Source organism: Vibrio fortis (assembly GCF_000695685.1).
Taxonomy (GTDB): domain Bacteria; phylum Pseudomonadota; class Gammaproteobacteria; order Enterobacterales; family Vibrionaceae; genus Vibrio; species Vibrio fortis_A.
This window is the reverse complement of sequence record NZ_JFFR01000023.1, coordinates 114,019-132,272: the sequence shown is the minus strand read 5'-3', so window position 1 is coordinate 132,272 and position 18,254 is coordinate 114,019. Positions and strand designations below refer to the sequence as shown.

Here is an 18,254-nt window from a genome sequence, read left to right as displayed (position 1 = left end):
CTAAATTACTCGTAATTCTTTAAATGGGTATGATCATGTTTGCAATTTTTAAGACCTTTTTTTGGCTAGGTTGGATCAGTTTTGGTGGTCCAGCGGCTCACATTGGTTATTTCAGAAACACATTTGTCGAGAAAATGAAGTGGCTGACGGACGAAGAATACGGGCAGATCGTCGCGCTGAGTCAGTTCTTACCTGGGCCGGGATCAAGCCAAGTCGGCTTCGCGGTAGGCTATAAAAAAGGGGGACTGCCTGGTGCAATTGCTGCGTTCATTGGTTTCACAACGCCATCCGTAATCTTGATGCTAGTTCTAGCGGTTGCCAGTTCACAATTGTTAGATAACTCTCTTTTCAACTCAGTTATCCATGGGCTTAAGCTGCTTGCCGTGGTTGTCGTCGCCGACGCGACCTATGGAATGTATAAAAACTTTTGTAAGTCAGCTATCGCAACCTCACTATGTGTAATGACAGCCGTGGTTTTGCTTCTATTTCCCGGTATTTGGCCACAAATCTTGGTACTTATTGTGGCGGCATTCGTCGGAAGCCGATTCTTGTCTTCACAAGCCCTACCTTCGGTTACCAGTAGCGAGAAAATTTCGTTTGCACCGCTCGTCCTCTTTGCTGCTCTGTTACTAGGCTTGCCTTTGCTGGCAAATTATTCACAGGGTATCGAAGTGTTCAGCTTGTTCTATCAAGCAGGTAGTTTGGTGTTTGGTGGTGGCCACGTGGTTTTACCGTTACTCCAAAATGGTATTGGTGATCAGTTATCCCAAGATGCTTTCCTAACAGGTTACGCAGCGGCACAAGCCGTTCCAGGGCCGATGTTTACACTTGCAACCTATCTAGGTTACGTCCTTATGCCTGCATCGCCTGTTTTAGGCGCTCTGATTGCAACCGTCGCTGTCTTTCTACCTGGTTTTCTACTGCTGTTGGGGGTTCTTAAAAACTGGCAAGCGATAGCGAGCAAACCATTAATTTCTGGCGCATTAACTGGCGTTAATGCTGCGGTTGTTGGTCTACTCCTCGCTGCTCTATATCAACCAATTTTCACTAGTGCAGTAAATAGCGGGCTAGACTTCGCACTTATCGTGGTCGGTGTTTGGTTGCTCAAATCAGTCAAACTACCAATCGTTGGCTTGGTCGGAGTGTTCATTGCTGCGGGCGCAATAATGAATTGGTTGTAAGCCAAGTCGAATACGGCAACAAGCAGGAGCGAGATGGTTTCGCTTCTGCTGAGTCTATTTTAAGAGCCTATTTCACACCATGGAAAGAGAAAAACAAATTACAATCGATCGACGGTAATATCGAAAATGGCCAAAAACTGCAGCGATAACTAGGAGAATAATACTTCAAAAAAACAATAAGATTATTGCACGGGTTTACGTGTTCCCTCGCCATAATATAATCGTAGTTCCAGCCTTTACTCATTCCAAGTTTTCGAGTCGTAAAGTACCGACCAACTTTCCAGGCAACCCCCGGATCCGTCGGAATTAGTACTGATAAGGTCCCCCCAGGCTTGAGAACTCGTAACCACTCTTTAATAACAAGGTGAGGTTCATAAATATGTTCCAATATATGAGTCGCTACTACACGATCAAAGTGTTCATCTGGGTACTCTAAACAACTCGCATCCATACTCTCAAATATAATACTTCCTTGCTGCTTTAAACTTGTAATTGATTGCTGAGCAATATCAAGAGCGGCTTGGTCACCATCAGTCATTACATATTCATCAAAGGTATGCGATACATGCTTTAAATGCTCACCAGTCCCACACCCTACCTCTAAAACCCTTGAAAAGTGTTCCTTCTTCAAAGGCCTCTCTAGAGCTATATGTCCGGCTCTCATAACCCCACCAGTAGAGTTATCATTGTAGACTCGGTGATCATATTCATTACTGAAACGATTTAAATAGTTGAGCCATTCAGCATCTTCGTTCTTGCTCGCTCTCATGCACTCTCCCCACCAACCTAGAGGTTTAACATCGACAGAATCTTAATTTCTCGTCGACCTCGTGAAACGTTATCTAGAATCAATCCACAGAAAAAAGACATTACAGCGATCAAAGCAATTGAACTTGCGAGAATTGCTGTAGGTACCCGCTCAACGAGCCCTGTCTCGATAAAATCGACAATCACAGGGATACCTAGGGCCAGAGACAAGCCTGCAAGAAATAAGGCAAGCACACCGAAAAATAGTAACGGTTTTACGTCCCTCAGAATGAAAAGAATAAAATTAAAAATTTTAACGCCATCACTGAGTGTATGAAGTTTACTTTCTGTTCCATCTGGACGAGGAGAGTACTGTGTCGCAACCTCTTTAGTGGGCATATTATGGTGCAACGCGTGGACGGTAAGCTCTGTTTCTATCTGAAAACCATCGCTGAATATTGGTACGCTCTTAACAAAACGACGACTCATCACCCTATAACCAGAAAAAACGTCTTCAAAATGAGCACTAAAAGCTCCATTTACCAAAGCCGAGAAAAATTTGTTTCCGTATATATGCCCAGTGGGGTATGCCCCTATCGCTCGTTCTCGACTGCCAATAACCATGTCTAAACGCTCACTCAGTAAATGCTCGATAAGTGTAGGACAAATTGATGCATCATATGTGTTATCACCGTCAGCCATCACGTATATATCTGCTTCAATATCAGAGAACATTCTTCTAACAACTTCTCCCTTTCCTTGGCGAGGCTCTGTACGAATAATTGCCCCTGCCTCACTAGCCTCTGCGATGGTGTTATCAGTCGAATTATTGTCATAAACATAAATATCAGCGTTAGGTAAAGACGTTCTAAATGAGCTCACGGTTTGTCCAATAGCACCAGCCTCATTGAAACAAGGAAGTAATACCGCTATTTTTTCGTTTGTCATGGATACTCCCTCACCCTAAAAACTTGATAACTGCTTTGCTTGTTTGAATAAACTCTCTCTAACCAACTGGGCAATTCTTGACTATATAGCTTTCGAATGAAGGCTCTCTCGTTGCTGAGGTGCTTAATCAGAACTAAGTGACTATCATTTCCCACTACAACGATACCTACGCCTTTGCTTAACAATTTCTCTCGAACAATACTTAGGTCTTCTTCAAGCATAGTTTCAATTAAGAAAGTATTCCCTTTAATATTCCTATGATAAGGGGCTGCAATGATTCTATTTTTTGTTCTTGCTAACAATTGAGAACCACTTTCAATACCGGCTAATACAAGCTCTTCTTTAACACGTATAGAGTTAAGAACGTCAATTAAGTTATCTTCATCCGCTTGATTTCGCTCTTTAAACGAAGACCCTGACAGGTCTCCATTGACGAATAGCAGAATGAACGCTATCCCTAACGGCCCACCGAGCGTGATAAATACAACCTTTGCAAAAAGATATCGCAAATACTCAGCACACCTTAAAACCACATACGCTTGAAGAGGAGCTGCTAATAAAAAACAACTCCTTGTGACCCTTAACTGCCAAAAGTATGCCAACAGCAGATTCACCACTAACATAAGATAAAGTAAGGTGACGTATGGGTTATTTTGTTTAAAAAAAGGAAACAATAAGGCAGGAATGAAAAGCAACACATAGTTCTGTCGTGATAAGAAACCATCCTGGTTGACGTAGTAATAAATTGGCTTAGCTTCGGAGACATAGTCTAGCCAAAACATTTTCAATATTGATGAGTACTCTATCAACAACCCATCGATAAAACTTGGAAATAGCAATACCGTCGGAGTCAGGGAAAGCAGTCCTACAAATATAAAAATCATCACTTTTGATAATTTTGATTGTCCAAAACCGACACTCTTTTCAAAAAAGAGTATAAAAGCGTACCCACTCAATAATAGGAAAACCAAAAGAAAAGAAACTTCATCAGACTTAATAGTGAAAAACTCAGATACTGGCCTATTTAGTAAAATGGCAACCAATACAGTTACTGTACACTTTACAAGTAAAACACGGACATACTCTCTCCATTGAGCATCAACCAAACATGAATATGTCGTATAAACTAAGAAGTAAGACCCAAATAAAAAGATGTTATCTAGTCCAACCCAAAACGATAGCCCCACAACCAAAGCATGTATGTTGATCCGCCAACGCTGTCCCAATTGCATTTGTTTGATTGGGCTAAGGACTAGGAACAAAGCGCCAAGCATCAGCTGTATATTGTGGTGATCAATTGCGCCAGGTAGAAAGTGAACAACAGCTGGAGAAGCAATCGCAAATAGCATACTCACGAACCGATACTTAACGCCAAACAATCGGTGTCCTAAGTAAAAAACAGACAGTAAGTAAACAAGTAAATAAAAGAGAGGGACAACAGATATCGTGAAAGTGTAGGCTAGGTGTTCAGGAAGAAAGATTAGCAACGGTATAGCGACTAAAGACAGCATGATATCAGGCAACCTAGACCAATGTATCAGTACTCCATCTTGAGGGTTAAAGTTGTGCATAGGTACTAGGTACCAATCTCCGTCCTCCATCCAGTGTTGAAATTGGGCAAAACGCATGTAGTCATCATTATCTCTGAGCTCTAACGCATTAACCGTTTCCCAATTAAAAACAATAATCAGCACTGCTCCCACTAGCCAAAAGCCAATAAGAACGAAAACATCTTGTCGAATCGAATTTTCCTGAGCCAAAATGAAGTCCTTTTCATTTCACCCTGAATTAATTTTCTAATTCATCTCTCGGACTTGCGAGATCGCTGTCTCCAAGTTTTTATTGGCAAGTTCATAATAGGAAGCTTTTTTATCAATCGCTTGTTGTAGGTAAGGAATGGCTTCCTCTGGTTTACCTTGAAGAATCAAGAAATAACCGACGTTATTCAATGCTTCTGGTGCATCCATATGGCGCATAAAGGTATTAACCGACTTCTGCACTTCTCCTTTTGCAAGGTAAATCAAAGCAAGGTTATTTTGCGCTTTCTCATTGTTTGGCTCTAGATTCAACGCGTTAGTCGTTAAGCGTACAGCTTCATCATATTCACCGTCCATGTAGTGAGAATAACCCATGTTGATTAACCCTTTGACAGAGCGGGGAGAGATCGTCAGTACCTTACCAAATAGAACCTGTGCCACATCATGATCACCGGCCACATCTCGTAACACCCCTACTCCCATATAAGCTAATAACGGAGACTGATCATCCACTTTAAAGGCTTGGGCCTGACTCTTGGTCAATGAATGATTATTAGAGATACTTTGACCACTGCTCAATCGTACTTGGTCTGAATTAATGGCTTTGTAAAAGTAACTTAGGCCTTCCTCAAGTCGATTCTGTTTAGTGTATAAACTCCCAAGCTGTTCAAGCGCTCCGGTATGGGCGGGATCGACATTCAACACAGCAAGATAAGATTTCTCAGCCAGAGGGTAATTCGCTCTTGATTGATGAATACGACCAATCGTGAACAATGTTCTGTCATGGAACTCTTTCTCAGGATACGAAAGGGAACGAATATATTCGTATAAAGCAAGATCGACGTTGTTCTCTCGCAGTGCTTTATCGCCTCGAACAATGGCCTCTTTCTCATTTAAAGGAGGCGTATCATTACTCAATGTGTCTATCGGTTTACCTGCATATAGTTCCGAATTGAAATCGTTGCCCGTTTCATCAGATGAAGCACACCCAATAAGAAAAAGAGGTAACATGAATAATATGACTCTATTTATGGTTCTCATAATTCAGCTCCTGGGGCCGTTAGTGCGTCCATTACAATCATCATCCCTGGACCTAATGCCACGATAAAGAAGCAAGGCCAGATGAATAGCAGCATTGGAAATAACATTTTTGTTGGGATTTTAGCTGCGACTTCTTCAGCAGCCTGTTGTCGTCTATCTCTAAAATCCGCAGTATAGTCTCTTAAGGTTTGCGCAAGGCTTCCACCCATTTTCGAAGCATGAGACAACATAGATACCAAGCCTTCAAGTTCAGTAAGACCAGTCCGATCGATGAGTTGACTCAAAGCATCTGGCATTGGAACACCAGCTTGGATCTTGGCGAAAACCGTATCCAATTCATCGGCTAGCTCAGGTTGAGATACATAAAGTTCTGTCGCAACTCGCCCTAGCGCGGCATTAAAGCCAAGTCCAGATTCGGTACAAACCACTAACAAATCCAACGCATCAGGGACCCCGTTTCGAATTTTTCGTTGGCGATCTTTCTGCAGTTTATTCAGCACAAAGTTAGGGGTGAACATACCGATGAAGACACAAGTTAAAGTCAGTAGGTTGTTGTAGCTGCCGCCTACCGCGGTGTAATACACCAAAAAAGCACAGACTAAACCGATCAAAGTTGAGATCAATTTCAATGAATAGAAAATCGAGAGCGCACTTTTATCGTGATAACCTGCATGCATCAGCTTCTCTGAATAGGTTGCGTTATCACGCTTGTTTCCTTTTCCGACAAACGGACTTAAAGATTCCAGCGTATTCGAAAAATCGAACCCCTTTCTATGAGACGAATTAGCTTTGTTACCAGAAATTTTCTTCAAGCGTTTGTCTAATGGTGAGCTAGCACCAACCAATAAAAAGCCTAATGTGAGAGTCAATAAAATGGTGGTCAGTAGAATCATTCCATAGATCACCATTTGTGAACTTAACCCAAACGCTTCTAAGGCTTGCATCCAAGCATTAATGTCGAGTAGTTCCATAAATCATATCTCTATGTTAATTATTTTCTTGATCCACAAAGCGCCTAAAGCCAGTAAGATAATGCCAATACTCACCATGGTGATACCGCGAGGATCGCTATACAAAGGTTCTATATAATCGGGGCTAACAACTTTCAGCCCAAAGAAAAGCGCAAAAGGGGACAGAGTCAGTATCCAAGCAGACAATCGGCTTTCCGCTGAAAGTGTTTTGATTTTTCGCTCCAGCTTAAAACGAGCTCTTAGCACCTCTGATACTTTCTGTAAGTTCTCTGAAAGGTTACCACCCGTCTCTTTCTGCAACATCACTGCGCTCGAAAATGCCAACATAGATACCGTAGGGACACGTTCAGCCATTTGCAAAATAGCTAAGCGCAAGTCATAACCATAGTTGAGTAAGTTATAGGTATTTTTGAACTCCGATCCAATAGGGTCTGGCATCTCTTCGCCAACTTCATTAAGAGACTGAACCAAAGGCTGCCCAGCTTGCAATGCACGGCGAATGATATCGAGAGCCTCTGGTAATTGCTCCTCAAAGCGAGCGAGGCGATAAGTTACTCGGTTTTGTACGTACAAATAGGCGACAACCCAAGAAAAGAAAAATACCGCTACACATACAAACCATTGTTGATTCAATAACAGCGCAAGTAATGTAAGTGATAGCCCAGCTAAAAAAGTCGTAAATAGAAAACGAGTCAGAGCTATTTTGATACCCGCTAGCTCCAGCATTTTTTTCAGGTCAGCCAGTGCGCCTATTGACACCAACCTGCGATCTAAAGGTGATAGCTCTTTACGGTAGTGCTCCTTCAAAAGAGAGAGGCTCTCTTCGTCGATATTTTTCTGCGTCTCCTTGAGGCGTCGAGACAGCTCACGATGCTTAGCCTTTTTACCGGCTGCCGGTAAGAGCAAAGCTTGCGAAATAAACAGAACCGCAACGAACAACAGAATCAATGAAACCGTTACATTATCCATACAGCCCCCCTATTCCTGTTTCTCGGTAAATATCTCGAATGGTAAATCTAAGCCACGCTTCACCAATTGATCATGGGTCTGAGGAACAATACCGGTAGCCGTGTAATGGCCTTGAATATTACCTTCAGCATCAACCCCTTTTCTTTGGAAACGGAAGATTTCAGACATAGTGATCATCTCCCCCTCCATGCCATTGATCTCTTGAACACTAACCATACGGCGCTTTCCGTCTTCTTGACGTTCCATTTGAACGACCAAATGAATGGCTGATGCAATCTGAGCACGAAGGTTTTTGGTTGAGATGTTCCAGCCCGCCATAGAGAACATATTTTCTACTCGGCTTAAAGCATCGCGAGGGGTGTTGGCGTGAATCGTTGCCAAAGAGCCATCGTGGCCCGTGTTCATTGCAGCAAGCATATCGACGGCTTCACTCCCCCTTACCTCCCCAACCACAATTCTGTCTGGGCGCATACGCAAAGTATTTTTTACTAGTTCACGTTGGCTAATTTCACCTTTGCCTTCAAGGTTAGCAGGGCGAGTCTCTAATCGAATCACATGAGGTTGTTGTAATTGAAGCTCAGCTGAATCTTCAATCGTGATAATTCGCTGATCTCTCGGAATAAAGCCTGAAAAAATATTAAGTGTGGTCGTTTTTCCCGAGCCAGTACCTCCTGATATCAGAATATTGAGCTCTCCTTTAACTGCAGCCTCCACAAACTTAGCCATTTCAGGCGATAGAGAACCGAAACTCAACATGTTATCCATTGTCAGACGGTCAACAGCGAAACGTCTGATCGATACTGAAGGGCCGTCCAGTGCAAGCGGGGGGATAATGGCGTTAACACGAGAGCCATCAGCAAGCCGCGCATCCACCATAGGTGATGCTTCATCGATACGTCGCCCCACTTGACTCACAATTCTATCGATGATGTTTCTTAAGTGACGGTCATCAAGAAAGGTATAAGGTGTCTTTTCCAACTTTCCTCGACGCTCTACATAAACACTTTTGGGGCCATTTACCAAAATATCTGACACCGTTGTATCTGCGAGCAGAGGTTCTAGCGGTCCGAGCCCAAAAACCTCATCTTCAATCTGCTTAATAACTCGCTTGCGACCTTCAGCGCTTAGGGCTTGGCTTGAATCATTCGCCATTAATTGAACAATAGCTTCATGAAGGTCAATCTTTGCGCGTTCCTTTTCTAAACTAGAAAGCAAACCTAGATCGAGAGTCTCAAGTAGTTGCTTGTGAAAGTAATGTTTGATTGAGAGTTCTTGTTCAAGTGCCTTTTTGGCTTCATTAATCGACTTTTCTTTTTCAGCACTGGCGTCAGGACGGGTCAGAGGATTAGCCGGAGCCTCAGCTAGATTAGTTGCTTTAACTTCATCGACAGCAACATCTGAGGCTTTCTTTTCGAACTCTGGGTTAATATTTTTTCTTTTGAAGAACATAACGCTCCCTCGTCTTTGCGCATCACTGCCGTCTTATGAGAATAGTCGCTTAAGCCAACTTTTGTTCTCTTCTTCATGAGGTGATAGAAAATTAGACAGCTCAATAATTGATCGAGTAATCGAGCTGTTTTTCTTATTTTGAACAAATGGCATCCCTAAATTGGCACTCTCCAGTGCCACTTTGAAATCATTAGGCATAATATGAATATCATGAGACCCCAATGTTTGTTCTATATCTTTAAGCTTAATCGGTTGTCGCTTTTCATAACGATTGAGTACGATTTCGATCGCATCTGTTTGTAACCCATACTCAAACTTCAAGGACTTAATCAAACGAGATGTATTCTTAATCGACACAAGATTTTGCTGCATAACGAGAAGTGCTTTATTGGCCGGGGATATCGTCGATGCAAACACATGATCCAGCCCGCGAGAAAAATCGATAATGATGAACGGATAATAACGGCGAAGCACCGGAAGTAACTTACCTATTTTGAGTGCATGTTCGTAATCATCCGCGTTGTTTTCATGCTTAAAGCTTAGAACATGTAACCCTGAATCATGCTTACAGACGTATGTGCTCAAAGAGATTTCATCGAGATCTTTTGAGTTATTGATCACGTCGGAGATACTGTAAGACGGTTGCACATTCATATATTCAGGAATAACGCCAAACTGCAAATCGATATCAAGCAATAACACTTCGTCTGGATGATGTTCCGCTATCTCAATCGCAGTATTCAGAGCAAGCGTTGTCGCCCCCATACCACCTTTCGTATTAAGAAACAGAAACATCTCGCCTAAACGCGAACTTGCCAGTTTGTCGGATGATGTTTTCTGCAGCAGAGGCATCAACCCCGATATGTTGACATTGTGAGAAAGAAAGTCAGAAGCACCCAAGCGTAACGCAACTTTAAGAGAAGCGTTATCGCTCTCATCGCCAAAAACCACCAATGAGAGGTCGTGGCCTTCCCAAGCTAAATCATAGCCTTGAAGCTCTGCCATTTTTTGAGACCAATTTCCACCAGCCTCAACGAAAATTAAGTCAGGAGCATCAATGTTTTGTAAGTACTCTTCACTCATGCCGAGTAGAGAAAAAGAATGCGTGTATAGATTTCTACATTTCTTCAGTTCTTGACTCATATAGGCATGAAAACCCTCACTGTGATAAACAAGCCAAACCTTAAGGTTAGTCTTCAACCTCGGGATCTCGTTATCGTTGGATGGTAATGGTATAGCTTCCCCCATAACACTGCTCCTGTGCTTAGTTTGTTGGACACCTTGTCCTTAAATTCGAATCCGCTCGAATTACCCCTAAGTTCTCTGCTGGTAATATCGTTTCAAATGCGGGCGCTGCTAAGTACCCAGATGTTCCTAAAAAACTCAAATTACTGACTAGCTGTATTCCATAGCCCGTTGCTCTGGCTCTCACAAACTTTATATCCCCAAATCCAGGGTCTGTTGTATACCCAGTGGTAATCTCTGTTCCAGTGCTGTCTAAATAAGCTACTTCAATATTTGATGCAGAGAAGCCAACCAAAGGAATATCTTGAACAATCATGCCCGCAATATTGTCTCTGTCTTCAACCCAACACACAGTCGCAAGACGCGCTGCTTTTCTTGTAGCTTCACTCACCATCTGTAGTGAAAAAACATAGACCCCTACACCAAGGATCAGAAATATCAATAGAAACACCAACCAAGAGACCAACGTGAACTCAACAATTGCCACCCCTTTCATTCGGCGTTTAGTTAACGTGTTCATCACAACACCCTCATTACCGAAGTTACTTGAAGAGGTATTGACAAGCTTTGGCTAGAAAACGGTATACCAATAAAATGAGGTACGTAGCTGTAGTTGACACTCACCCTCACATAATCGTCTGTAGAGGGAGGGGTCACTGTGACATTCGCCGTTGATAAGTTCGATAACAAAGCAGTGCCAGTCGAACTTTTTCCATACACGACCACATTTTGTATTTCAGAGGTCGGTGCTAAGGTTCCCGTTTGTGTTCCATAAACTTCACTCACCGCATAACGGGCACCGTTTTGTACTGATTTAGAAATCACGTTGTAATGGATCAACATGTTTCCTAGCTCGAGCGTCAACACTAAGAAAAATAACAGTACTGGTGTAGCAATAATGACCTCGACAGCAGCCCACCCTCGTTGCCTTTTAAGATTCGCTTTCATGACTACGACTCCTCATTATCAGGGTCATCATAGAGCACAATGCGATATGCCCCTTCTGTCGTCGAATTGACGCCACCGGAACCACCAACCACAGAACATGAGTGAATGAACTCACCAAAAACAGCTTGGGTACCACTGTTATTCACAGGCGCTCTTTGCAGTAAGAAGAAGCACCCTATCTTATTCACTGTAAAATCTGTCGCGCCTCCACTTTTTCCTGAGCAATCCAACATAGGAATTGGTAAAATCCTGCGCCACGCGACACCATTGGTAACACATCCACTCCCCGTGCCTTCAATACAAGCATTTGTCGCGCTTTTATAATCAGCATAGGTAAAGCTACCATCAAAATCTATTTCGCCCGTGTTACTATCAATCGTAATCTCATTGGTCGGCTCTGTAGTGATGTAATCTGACGGGTAATCATCTTCTGTAAGACCACCACCATAATCACCAAAGCGAGTATTCAGCCCATCGCCAGTAGGGCCAACTGTGCCGCCCGGTTTTGTCACAATATCTTCACCTATTGCAACAGGGTTATCGTAGCTACCACCCAACGCATTCTTAATGGTATTACCACCGGAACCAAAATCGAGCAGGTGGTAGTTTCCGTTTCCCATCTCAGAAAGGTTGCTGTCTCCCACTTTTAAGGCATGAACAGTGCCAAGCTCATACCCGAAAACACTGTCAATCACTTCACCCGTATCATCATGGAGACCATCTTCATTGACGTCATTATCAAACGTCCCATCACCAATACACACACCAATGGGCACCACATTATTGATAAACCTTTGACCCGAGCTAGGGCCCGCTACTGCACTTGCCGCAACCGTTTTTTCCAAGCCAAATGCTTGAATAAAGAACTCCTCCATATCGAGTGAGGAAACCGTAACGCGAACATACACATCGTCGTCAGCACCAAAGGTTGGAGTTCCTGTAAAATCTTGTGGATCATTTGAGTATTCAATAGATATATTTGCCGTAGAAAGATCTATTTCATGATTACCCGATGAACCCGCCATAGCAGCGAGGGCTGTCGCTACCTCCGCGTCAACCGTATCTTTATCCTTACTGTTATCCAGTATTGTGGCTGCAGCCAGAGCAGCAGAGTCCACAGCGTTCTGCAAACGTGTTTTGTTAACCAGAATATGGTTCATATCAACGGCTAGCGCTGATACAGCCAAAAAAACTAATAGGGCAACGGTCACTAAGATAACCACCAAACCTTGCTGTCTTTTGGGACTTTTCGATACTCGATACAACATATGAGTACCTCCAAATATCAATTAAACTCTTGAAGTACTTGGCTACTATTGCCAGATAAGGCTTCTTCTCCTTTACCGACATATCTATCGTAACCAATCTGCATTCGCTCCCCTGTACCGTCAGGCACTACGAGCAAATTTTCTTGAGTCGCATCTGGGTTATAAATTTGTTCTGTTTTAACCTGAGCTACAGAGTGACCCAGAGGTGCATCTGACGTTACACACCCCACCAAACCTACACTGAGACAAACCATCATCACCTTAATCATAGCTATCTCCTTATAATTCATGTCCAAATGAGCCTTCGCTTCCACCTTCAACTGGAACAGTTTGAGGCGCAGATTGACGAGGAGCTTGTTCATCATCACCCGATGGCTCCGCAATGTAAGCACTTCGGCCAAGCAAGTAATACTGAAGGTCATTAGGGCTCACAAAGGCATCCGTCGGTAGAGTTACGGCATTTCTATCTATAGGCTTAGCCAGTCTTGGGGTAACTAAAATCACCAATTCTGTTTCCCCCGATACAAATTCTTGGCTATTGAATAACTGCCCCAAAACAGGAACCTCTCCCAACCCCGGCATCTTATTACTTACATCTCGCACGTTTTCACTCAACAGACCCGCGATACCGATGGTTTGTCCATCAGCCAATTCCAATGTTGATGACGCACTACGTCGAGTAATAGGTGGGATGAAATAAGTCGCATTGCTCAAACTCGGTTCAATGGTAAGAGAACTACTATTGGCAATTTCACTCACATCAACGGCAAGGTTGAGGTTGATTTTTTGATCGCTCAGAACAGTTGGAATGAACTTTAAGCCAACACCGTACTCTTTGTACTCGATGGTGATGCCGTCTTCATCAGGAACAGGGATAGGGAACTCACCACCCGCTAAAAATTCAGCTTTTGCTCCACTAAGAGCGGTCAAGTTTGGTTCCGCTAGAACTTTGGCTACACCATTTTGTTTAGCAACATCCAACGCAAAACTGAAAAGGGTATTACCATCAACAAACGACCCTAATATGCCGTAGTCTTGTGAGGTGGGGATATCGAAGATAGGCGTAGCGCCAGCAATGCCAGCAGGAACGGACGCACCACCCCATGAGAAATTAGAACCGCTGCTTTGGAAAAAATGGAAATTCGCATCAAATTTTCTCACTAGGCTACGCTGAACTTCCGCTACCGTAACTTCTAGCATGACCTGTTGTGCTCCACCTATCGACATTAGATTGATCACACCAGTTGCAGCAGTCACTTCACTTCCTGACTCTTTCGATGTATCAACAGACTGCCCTGCTGCATAGGTTTCAGCGATACGCATGGCAATATTCATCTGTTGCTGATTGCTCACTTGACCGCTCAATAACAAACGATTCTGTGAACTATGAACTTCGATCTGCTCATTCGGCAAAAATTCAAACAACTTAGCTTTCAGACTATTTAAATCATGTGTCACTTCAATATTGATTGACTCGATCAGCACTCCTCTTGAGTCCCATGCCATTAAATTCGTAGCGCCAAGCTTATTACCTATCAAAAACAGCTCGTTAGATTTGAGCATCACAATATCAAGGACATCTGGGTCACCGAGAGACACCTTGCTCGCTTTTCCAGACAACTTCACGTGTGTTGACTTATGGTGCGGCACCGTGACGGTTTTTCCCGTTTGAATCGCTGCATAGCTAGAAAGCGAGACACACAGTAAACCAATCAGACAAGTTATTATTATTTTCATATATCACCTCAATCCTTGACGCGAACATTCGATGTTTCCGTACCTTTGATGATAGTAACGCTTGGTCTTGGTACGTATCGTTTCACGACTTTTTTGTCTACTTCATGTGGGTTTCTGAGTGTCAGTTGAATACTGCCTTTACTTTTAGCTGTTAGTAACTTCTCGGCATCTTTCGGGGTCACTTCCAATGTTACGGCACGGACAATGATAGGACTGTTCTCTTTGGTTTTAGCGGTTTGGTCTACCGCAAGTACTTTGATGTCTTTCAACACCGTTTGCGTTGAAGCCGAGTTCTTCCCATACGAAACCGTGTTGAGAATATCCACCTTATTACCTGGTAATAGGAAACCTGCGACACCGATAACATCATCCACACGAATCGTCACCGCTCGTTTATTTTCAGGAATCAAAGCAGCTAATGTTGAACCTTCACCTGGTACAGTAAACCGCATCTTATGCAGAACCTCACCGGCATATATCGTGTTAGCGACAACCTTACCGACCAACTCCTCAGTGTCAGAGTAGTTGTTTTCATTAATCCAATCTTTCTCCATCAATTTTGTGGTTAAGTATTGCTCCTCAATAATGGTTCCTGCTTCGATCTCTTGAGAGGCGACAACAACAGGATGACGCTCAACCTGCTCCACCTCGACCGTTGGCTGTACTTGATTGTCCATCCATTGTTTAGCAAAAAACACAGCGGCTAAACCGAATACTACGGACAGTAAAAATAGAAGAAATATTTGGCTTTTACTCATTGCTCTCTTCCTCGAGTCCATCAGAAGTGAAATACACCTTCCATGCCATTGTCAGAATCTCGGGAGTAATCGTTAACGGTAGCTGTTCAAACAGAACGATATCTTTACTGATCCCGACGAGATCTTTAGGTAAGCAAGGGAAATAATTAACATTGTGAATGCGGTGAAGTTTGTACAACTGTTCAATTGTATTATCAGGTAGCTCAAAGCTTTTCTCTCGAGCGGTATCAACCCATAGAGTTTGGTAATCTTTTTGCGAGAGTGGTTCAAATTCTATTTTGTAGCCTAAACGACGTAAAAAGGCAGGATCACTGATTCTCTGGGGATCCAAGTTAGTTGAGAAGGCTAACGTCAAGATGAAAGGAATTGTAATTTGTTGGCCGTTGGGCAGAGATAAATGGTCGAAATAGTACTCCATTGGAACGATCCAACGATTTAACAACGCATCTACGGGCATAGGTTGTCGCCCTAAATCATCAATAACGAAAATACCGTTGTTGGCCATCATCTGTAGTGGAGCTAACCATACTCGACTATTTTCTGAATGGTTGACTTCCAGCATCTCCATCGTTAATTCACCACCGACTTGAATATTTGGTCGCTCACAATTGAGCCAACGCTTGTCATATTGATCCAGCAGAGAAACAGATCGGTCTTTGCCATTATTATCAATAGGTTTGTGGTGTTGGGCAGAAAATACCTTAATGATGTTTCCTAACGCATACACTGCGTAAGGAATAAATACTGAGGTTTGCAGAGCATTCACAATCCTTGATGCGACGAAGGTTTTACCTGTACCTGCATGTCCGTAAAGAAGCAAAGCACGCCCCGAATTAATGGCAGGCCCAAGGACAGGCACCTTACTTTCAACGCCATAAACATCATGCAACGCTTCTTCAACGTCTGGACGAGTGACTAGTTGGGCTCTTAGGTCTTGCGCTTTTACAATCTCACAGTACTGTTCGAGAGATACGGGAGCAGGTCCAAGGTAAGCATCTCGCTTGAATGCTAACTCAGCTTCTTCTAAGCCTTTTTCAGATAGTGAATATCGTACGTGGCTATGAGACAGTGTGTTAACTGAGAGATTAGAGTTAGGTTGAAATACTTCGATCAGTGATTTTTTTCGAAGCACCGCTAATGCACTTTCGACAATGTGCGTGACCACACAAAGGTAATTAGATAATTCCAAAACATCGGACTTCGGATAGGCTGATAAGTGTTTGATTACGAGGTTTTCTACCACTACCTCTGGAATACCAAGCATATCAAATGAGGTAGGTACCAACGGTGCTGATATTTGAGGCTTCAAATGGGTCGTTATTCTTGTCCCTCTCATGTCCATAAAGCATCCCTCTTTAAGTAATGAGCCTAAACGTCTAGCCTCAAAAAATTAAGTAAAATAACTGTACATAGCGAGACCTATAACGACTGAAGGTGCGAATGGCATGGTTATTTTTTCTTTATACCTTGCATGAATTTGTTTATTGAGCGGGTTGACACTCAAAGAGCAACCTTGAAACTCAAGGGTATTTACCTTAAATAAGAATAAATACATAGTCCCAATCAACCCGCTAGCCATTAGGATATAATATCCGACATCAACAATACTTGATGCACCAAATATCATACCTATTACGCCTAGCAATTTAACATCACCAGCGGACATCACCTTGATAAAATAGAGAATGAGACCGCTGGAGAAATATAATAATAATCCTAACGCTTGTTCTTTTAATCCGACTTCCTGAAAGCCATAGAAAAAACCAAAAATCAGCAGTAAAACAAGAAGCTTATTGGGGATTCTATTCTCGCTAAGATCATAAAATGAAATTAGCAAAAGAATTACCCATATACTGATGTAAGTTGACATATGGTTTTTGTCCCCACTTCAAAGCAAATCGAGAATGCTCGTCAGTTTAGAGAGAAGACTTGTTCCGAAGTTTGCAAACAACAATCCTACGACGATCAAAAGGCCCGCAGCCCCAATGATATATTCGACAACAACCAGTCCACTCTCATCTTTGGTCCACTCTTTGAGCGAAGATTTATTAAAATAGCGTTTTAATATAAGACCCCAATTACTACACACCAGGAGTACCCGTGCTGGTAATCAATCCAATAATCGCAATCAGTTTATTTGCTAATGCAGCGCCGACACCACTAAAAATTGTAGTTAGTCCTAAAACCAGCATTGCAGCACCGATTACGTATTCGATCACTGTAAGGCCTTCTTCATCATTTAGAAATTCTTTAATATTATTCATTAACTTATCCATGGTCATATCTCCATTATTGCTAGGACAGGTTTTGCTAACCTGTAAGGTAAATCTAGAGGTAAAGATCATATTGAGTTAGGATTTTTTTTCTTTTCACTTGTACTTTTTGGTTCTCTTTCTAATCTATTCAATAGAGGTTTTATACGCATCCACTTTCAATAAAAGTTAACAAATGAAACATGAGGCATATATTTATGCATCTAATTACACCTTTATTAACCGACAAGAAGAGTAGAATTAATTCGATAATTGTAAAAAAAGTCGAGAAGTTTTTCCCTATAACAAATTTTGATCAAGACATCTCTATTATCAGTAGGTTAGAAGTAAGATTGGTATTTTTTATAATCAATGAAAATAAAAATTATCAACTACTTAACATGGCTATTTCTATTTGTGAAAACCTAAATAAGAAGATTATTGTTATATCAAACTGTTCTATAGAGAATGTAATTAGATATAAGAAAAGTCTGATTGATATTGTCAATGTGAATGAGATTGGCCTCACAAATGAGCTCGAGATTCTCAAAATTAAGACAGATCATTTGTTCAATACACATTGTCAGATTGAAAGTAATAATCGAGAGAGAGATAGCGACACTCTGTTCTTAAAACAGGTCTCCGAATACATCTTGAGTCATCTCACTTCTGATATACGAGAGCCCGACCTTGCAGAGATGTGTCACTGCTCTACAAGCTACTTTTCTAAAAAGTTTCATAGGCACTTTGGCGTCAGCTTTCGAGACTTCGTTTGCGATAAGCGAATTTTGTTAGCCAAAGAGATCATGCAAAGGGATACAGACTCAAAAATCGCAGTGATCGCTTACCAATGTGGCTATAAAGATGTCTCTTACTTTTCACGAATCTTTAAGAAGAGAACAGGGGTTACCCCAGCAAGTTATAGGCGAGCCTGCATAGATGACAAATAAACGCTAATTTTACTCCCTAAAAGAATATGCACG

Annotated in this window: 18 protein-coding genes and 1 pseudogene; 2 read left to right on the top strand and 17 right to left on the bottom strand. The window is 42.2% G+C overall.

The window, feature by feature from the left end; all coding sequences use genetic code 11:
• The first annotated feature begins 35 nt into the window (after positions 1-35).
• Entirely contained in the window at positions 36-1,181 is a 1,146-nt protein-coding gene (gene chrA, locus VFDL14_RS10055) for a chromate efflux transporter (protein ID WP_032551759.1), read from the top strand.
• Between the two features lie 67 nt (positions 1,182-1,248).
• Here the strand turns inward: chrA and VFDL14_RS10060 are convergent, their stop codons facing one another.
• The 17 genes and pseudogenes from VFDL14_RS10060 to VFDL14_RS10145 all read right to left on the bottom strand — a co-directional run bounded on the left by VFDL14_RS10060 (position 1,249) and on the right by VFDL14_RS10145 (position 17,295).
• Positions 1,249-1,950, bottom strand: a complete 702-nt coding sequence (locus tag VFDL14_RS10060; RefSeq protein ID WP_032551600.1) for a class I SAM-dependent methyltransferase — start codon at positions 1,948-1,950, stop codon at positions 1,249-1,251.
• 17 nt (positions 1,951-1,967) lie between these two features.
• Positions 1,968-2,876, bottom strand: coding sequence for a glycosyltransferase family 2 protein (locus VFDL14_RS10065; protein WP_032551599.1), 909 nt, complete (start codon positions 2,874-2,876; stop codon positions 1,968-1,970).
• Positions 2,873-4,636, bottom strand: coding sequence for a hypothetical protein (locus VFDL14_RS10070; RefSeq protein ID WP_050487428.1), 1,764 nt, complete (start codon positions 4,634-4,636; stop codon positions 2,873-2,875). The genes VFDL14_RS10065 and VFDL14_RS10070 overlap by 4 nt, the downstream gene beginning before the upstream one ends.
• 36 nt (positions 4,637-4,672) lie before the next feature.
• On the bottom strand, positions 4,673-5,674 hold the full coding sequence (locus tag VFDL14_RS10075; protein WP_032551596.1) for a tetratricopeptide repeat protein: 1,002 nt from the start codon (positions 5,672-5,674) through the stop codon (positions 4,673-4,675).
• Positions 5,671-6,645: a type II secretion system F family protein gene (locus tag VFDL14_RS10080; RefSeq protein ID WP_032551595.1), complete on the bottom strand. Its 975-nt coding sequence runs from the start codon at positions 6,643-6,645 to the stop codon at positions 5,671-5,673. The genes VFDL14_RS10075 and VFDL14_RS10080 overlap by 4 nt, the downstream gene beginning before the upstream one ends.
• Before the next feature lie 3 nt (positions 6,646-6,648).
• Positions 6,649-7,614: a type II secretion system F family protein gene (locus VFDL14_RS10085; RefSeq protein ID WP_032551594.1), complete on the bottom strand. Its 966-nt coding sequence runs from the start codon at positions 7,612-7,614 to the stop codon at positions 6,649-6,651.
• 9 nt (positions 7,615-7,623) lie between these two features.
• A pseudogene (locus VFDL14_RS10090) lies at positions 7,624-8,940 on the bottom strand (CpaF family protein); the annotation flags it as partial.
• Positions 8,941-9,096: 156 nt separating this feature from the next.
• Positions 9,097-10,311 carry an AAA family ATPase gene (locus tag VFDL14_RS10095; protein WP_032551592.1) on the bottom strand — a complete coding sequence of 405 codons (1,215 nt, stop codon included), beginning with the start codon at positions 10,309-10,311 and terminating at the stop codon, positions 9,097-9,099.
• 16 nt (positions 10,312-10,327) lie between these two features.
• Complete coding sequence (locus tag VFDL14_RS10100; protein WP_032551591.1) at positions 10,328-10,828, bottom strand: TadE/TadG family type IV pilus assembly protein; 501 nt, start codon at positions 10,826-10,828, stop codon at positions 10,328-10,330.
• Positions 10,828-11,256: a TadE/TadG family type IV pilus assembly protein gene (locus VFDL14_RS10105; RefSeq protein ID WP_032551589.1), complete on the bottom strand. Its 429-nt coding sequence runs from the start codon at positions 11,254-11,256 to the stop codon at positions 10,828-10,830. The genes VFDL14_RS10100 and VFDL14_RS10105 overlap by 1 nt, the downstream gene beginning before the upstream one ends.
• A gap of 2 nt (positions 11,257-11,258) precedes the next feature.
• Positions 11,259-12,524, bottom strand: coding sequence for a Tad domain-containing protein (locus VFDL14_RS10110; protein WP_032551588.1), 1,266 nt, complete (start codon positions 12,522-12,524; stop codon positions 11,259-11,261).
• Between the two features lie 17 nt (positions 12,525-12,541).
• Positions 12,542-12,814, bottom strand: a complete 273-nt coding sequence (locus VFDL14_RS10115; protein ID WP_032551587.1) for a hypothetical protein — start codon at positions 12,812-12,814, stop codon at positions 12,542-12,544.
• Positions 12,804-14,261 (bottom strand): type II and III secretion system protein family protein, encoded by a 1,458-nt coding sequence (locus tag VFDL14_RS10120; RefSeq protein WP_032551586.1) that lies wholly within the window; start codon positions 14,259-14,261, stop codon positions 12,804-12,806. The genes VFDL14_RS10115 and VFDL14_RS10120 overlap by 11 nt, the downstream gene beginning before the upstream one ends.
• Before the next feature lie 8 nt (positions 14,262-14,269).
• Complete coding sequence (cpaB, locus tag VFDL14_RS10125; protein WP_032551585.1) at positions 14,270-15,019, bottom strand: Flp pilus assembly protein CpaB; 750 nt, start codon at positions 15,017-15,019, stop codon at positions 14,270-14,272.
• Complete coding sequence (locus VFDL14_RS10130; protein WP_032551584.1) at positions 15,012-16,361, bottom strand: ATPase AAA; 1,350 nt, start codon at positions 16,359-16,361, stop codon at positions 15,012-15,014. The genes cpaB and VFDL14_RS10130 overlap by 8 nt, the downstream gene beginning before the upstream one ends.
• Positions 16,362-16,409: 48 nt before the next feature.
• Positions 16,410-16,889, bottom strand: coding sequence for an A24 family peptidase (locus VFDL14_RS10135; RefSeq protein ID WP_032551583.1), 480 nt, complete (start codon positions 16,887-16,889; stop codon positions 16,410-16,412).
• A 211-nt stretch (positions 16,890-17,100) separates the two neighbouring features.
• Complete coding sequence (locus tag VFDL14_RS10145; protein ID WP_032551580.1) at positions 17,101-17,295, bottom strand: Flp family type IVb pilin; 195 nt, start codon at positions 17,293-17,295, stop codon at positions 17,101-17,103.
• 194 nt (positions 17,296-17,489) lie between these two features.
• Between VFDL14_RS10145 and VFDL14_RS10150 the strand changes: the two genes are divergently transcribed.
• Positions 17,490-18,221: a helix-turn-helix domain-containing protein gene (locus VFDL14_RS10150; protein WP_032551758.1), complete on the top strand. Its 732-nt coding sequence runs from the start codon at positions 17,490-17,492 to the stop codon at positions 18,219-18,221.
• Positions 18,222-18,254: the final 33 nt, after the last annotated feature.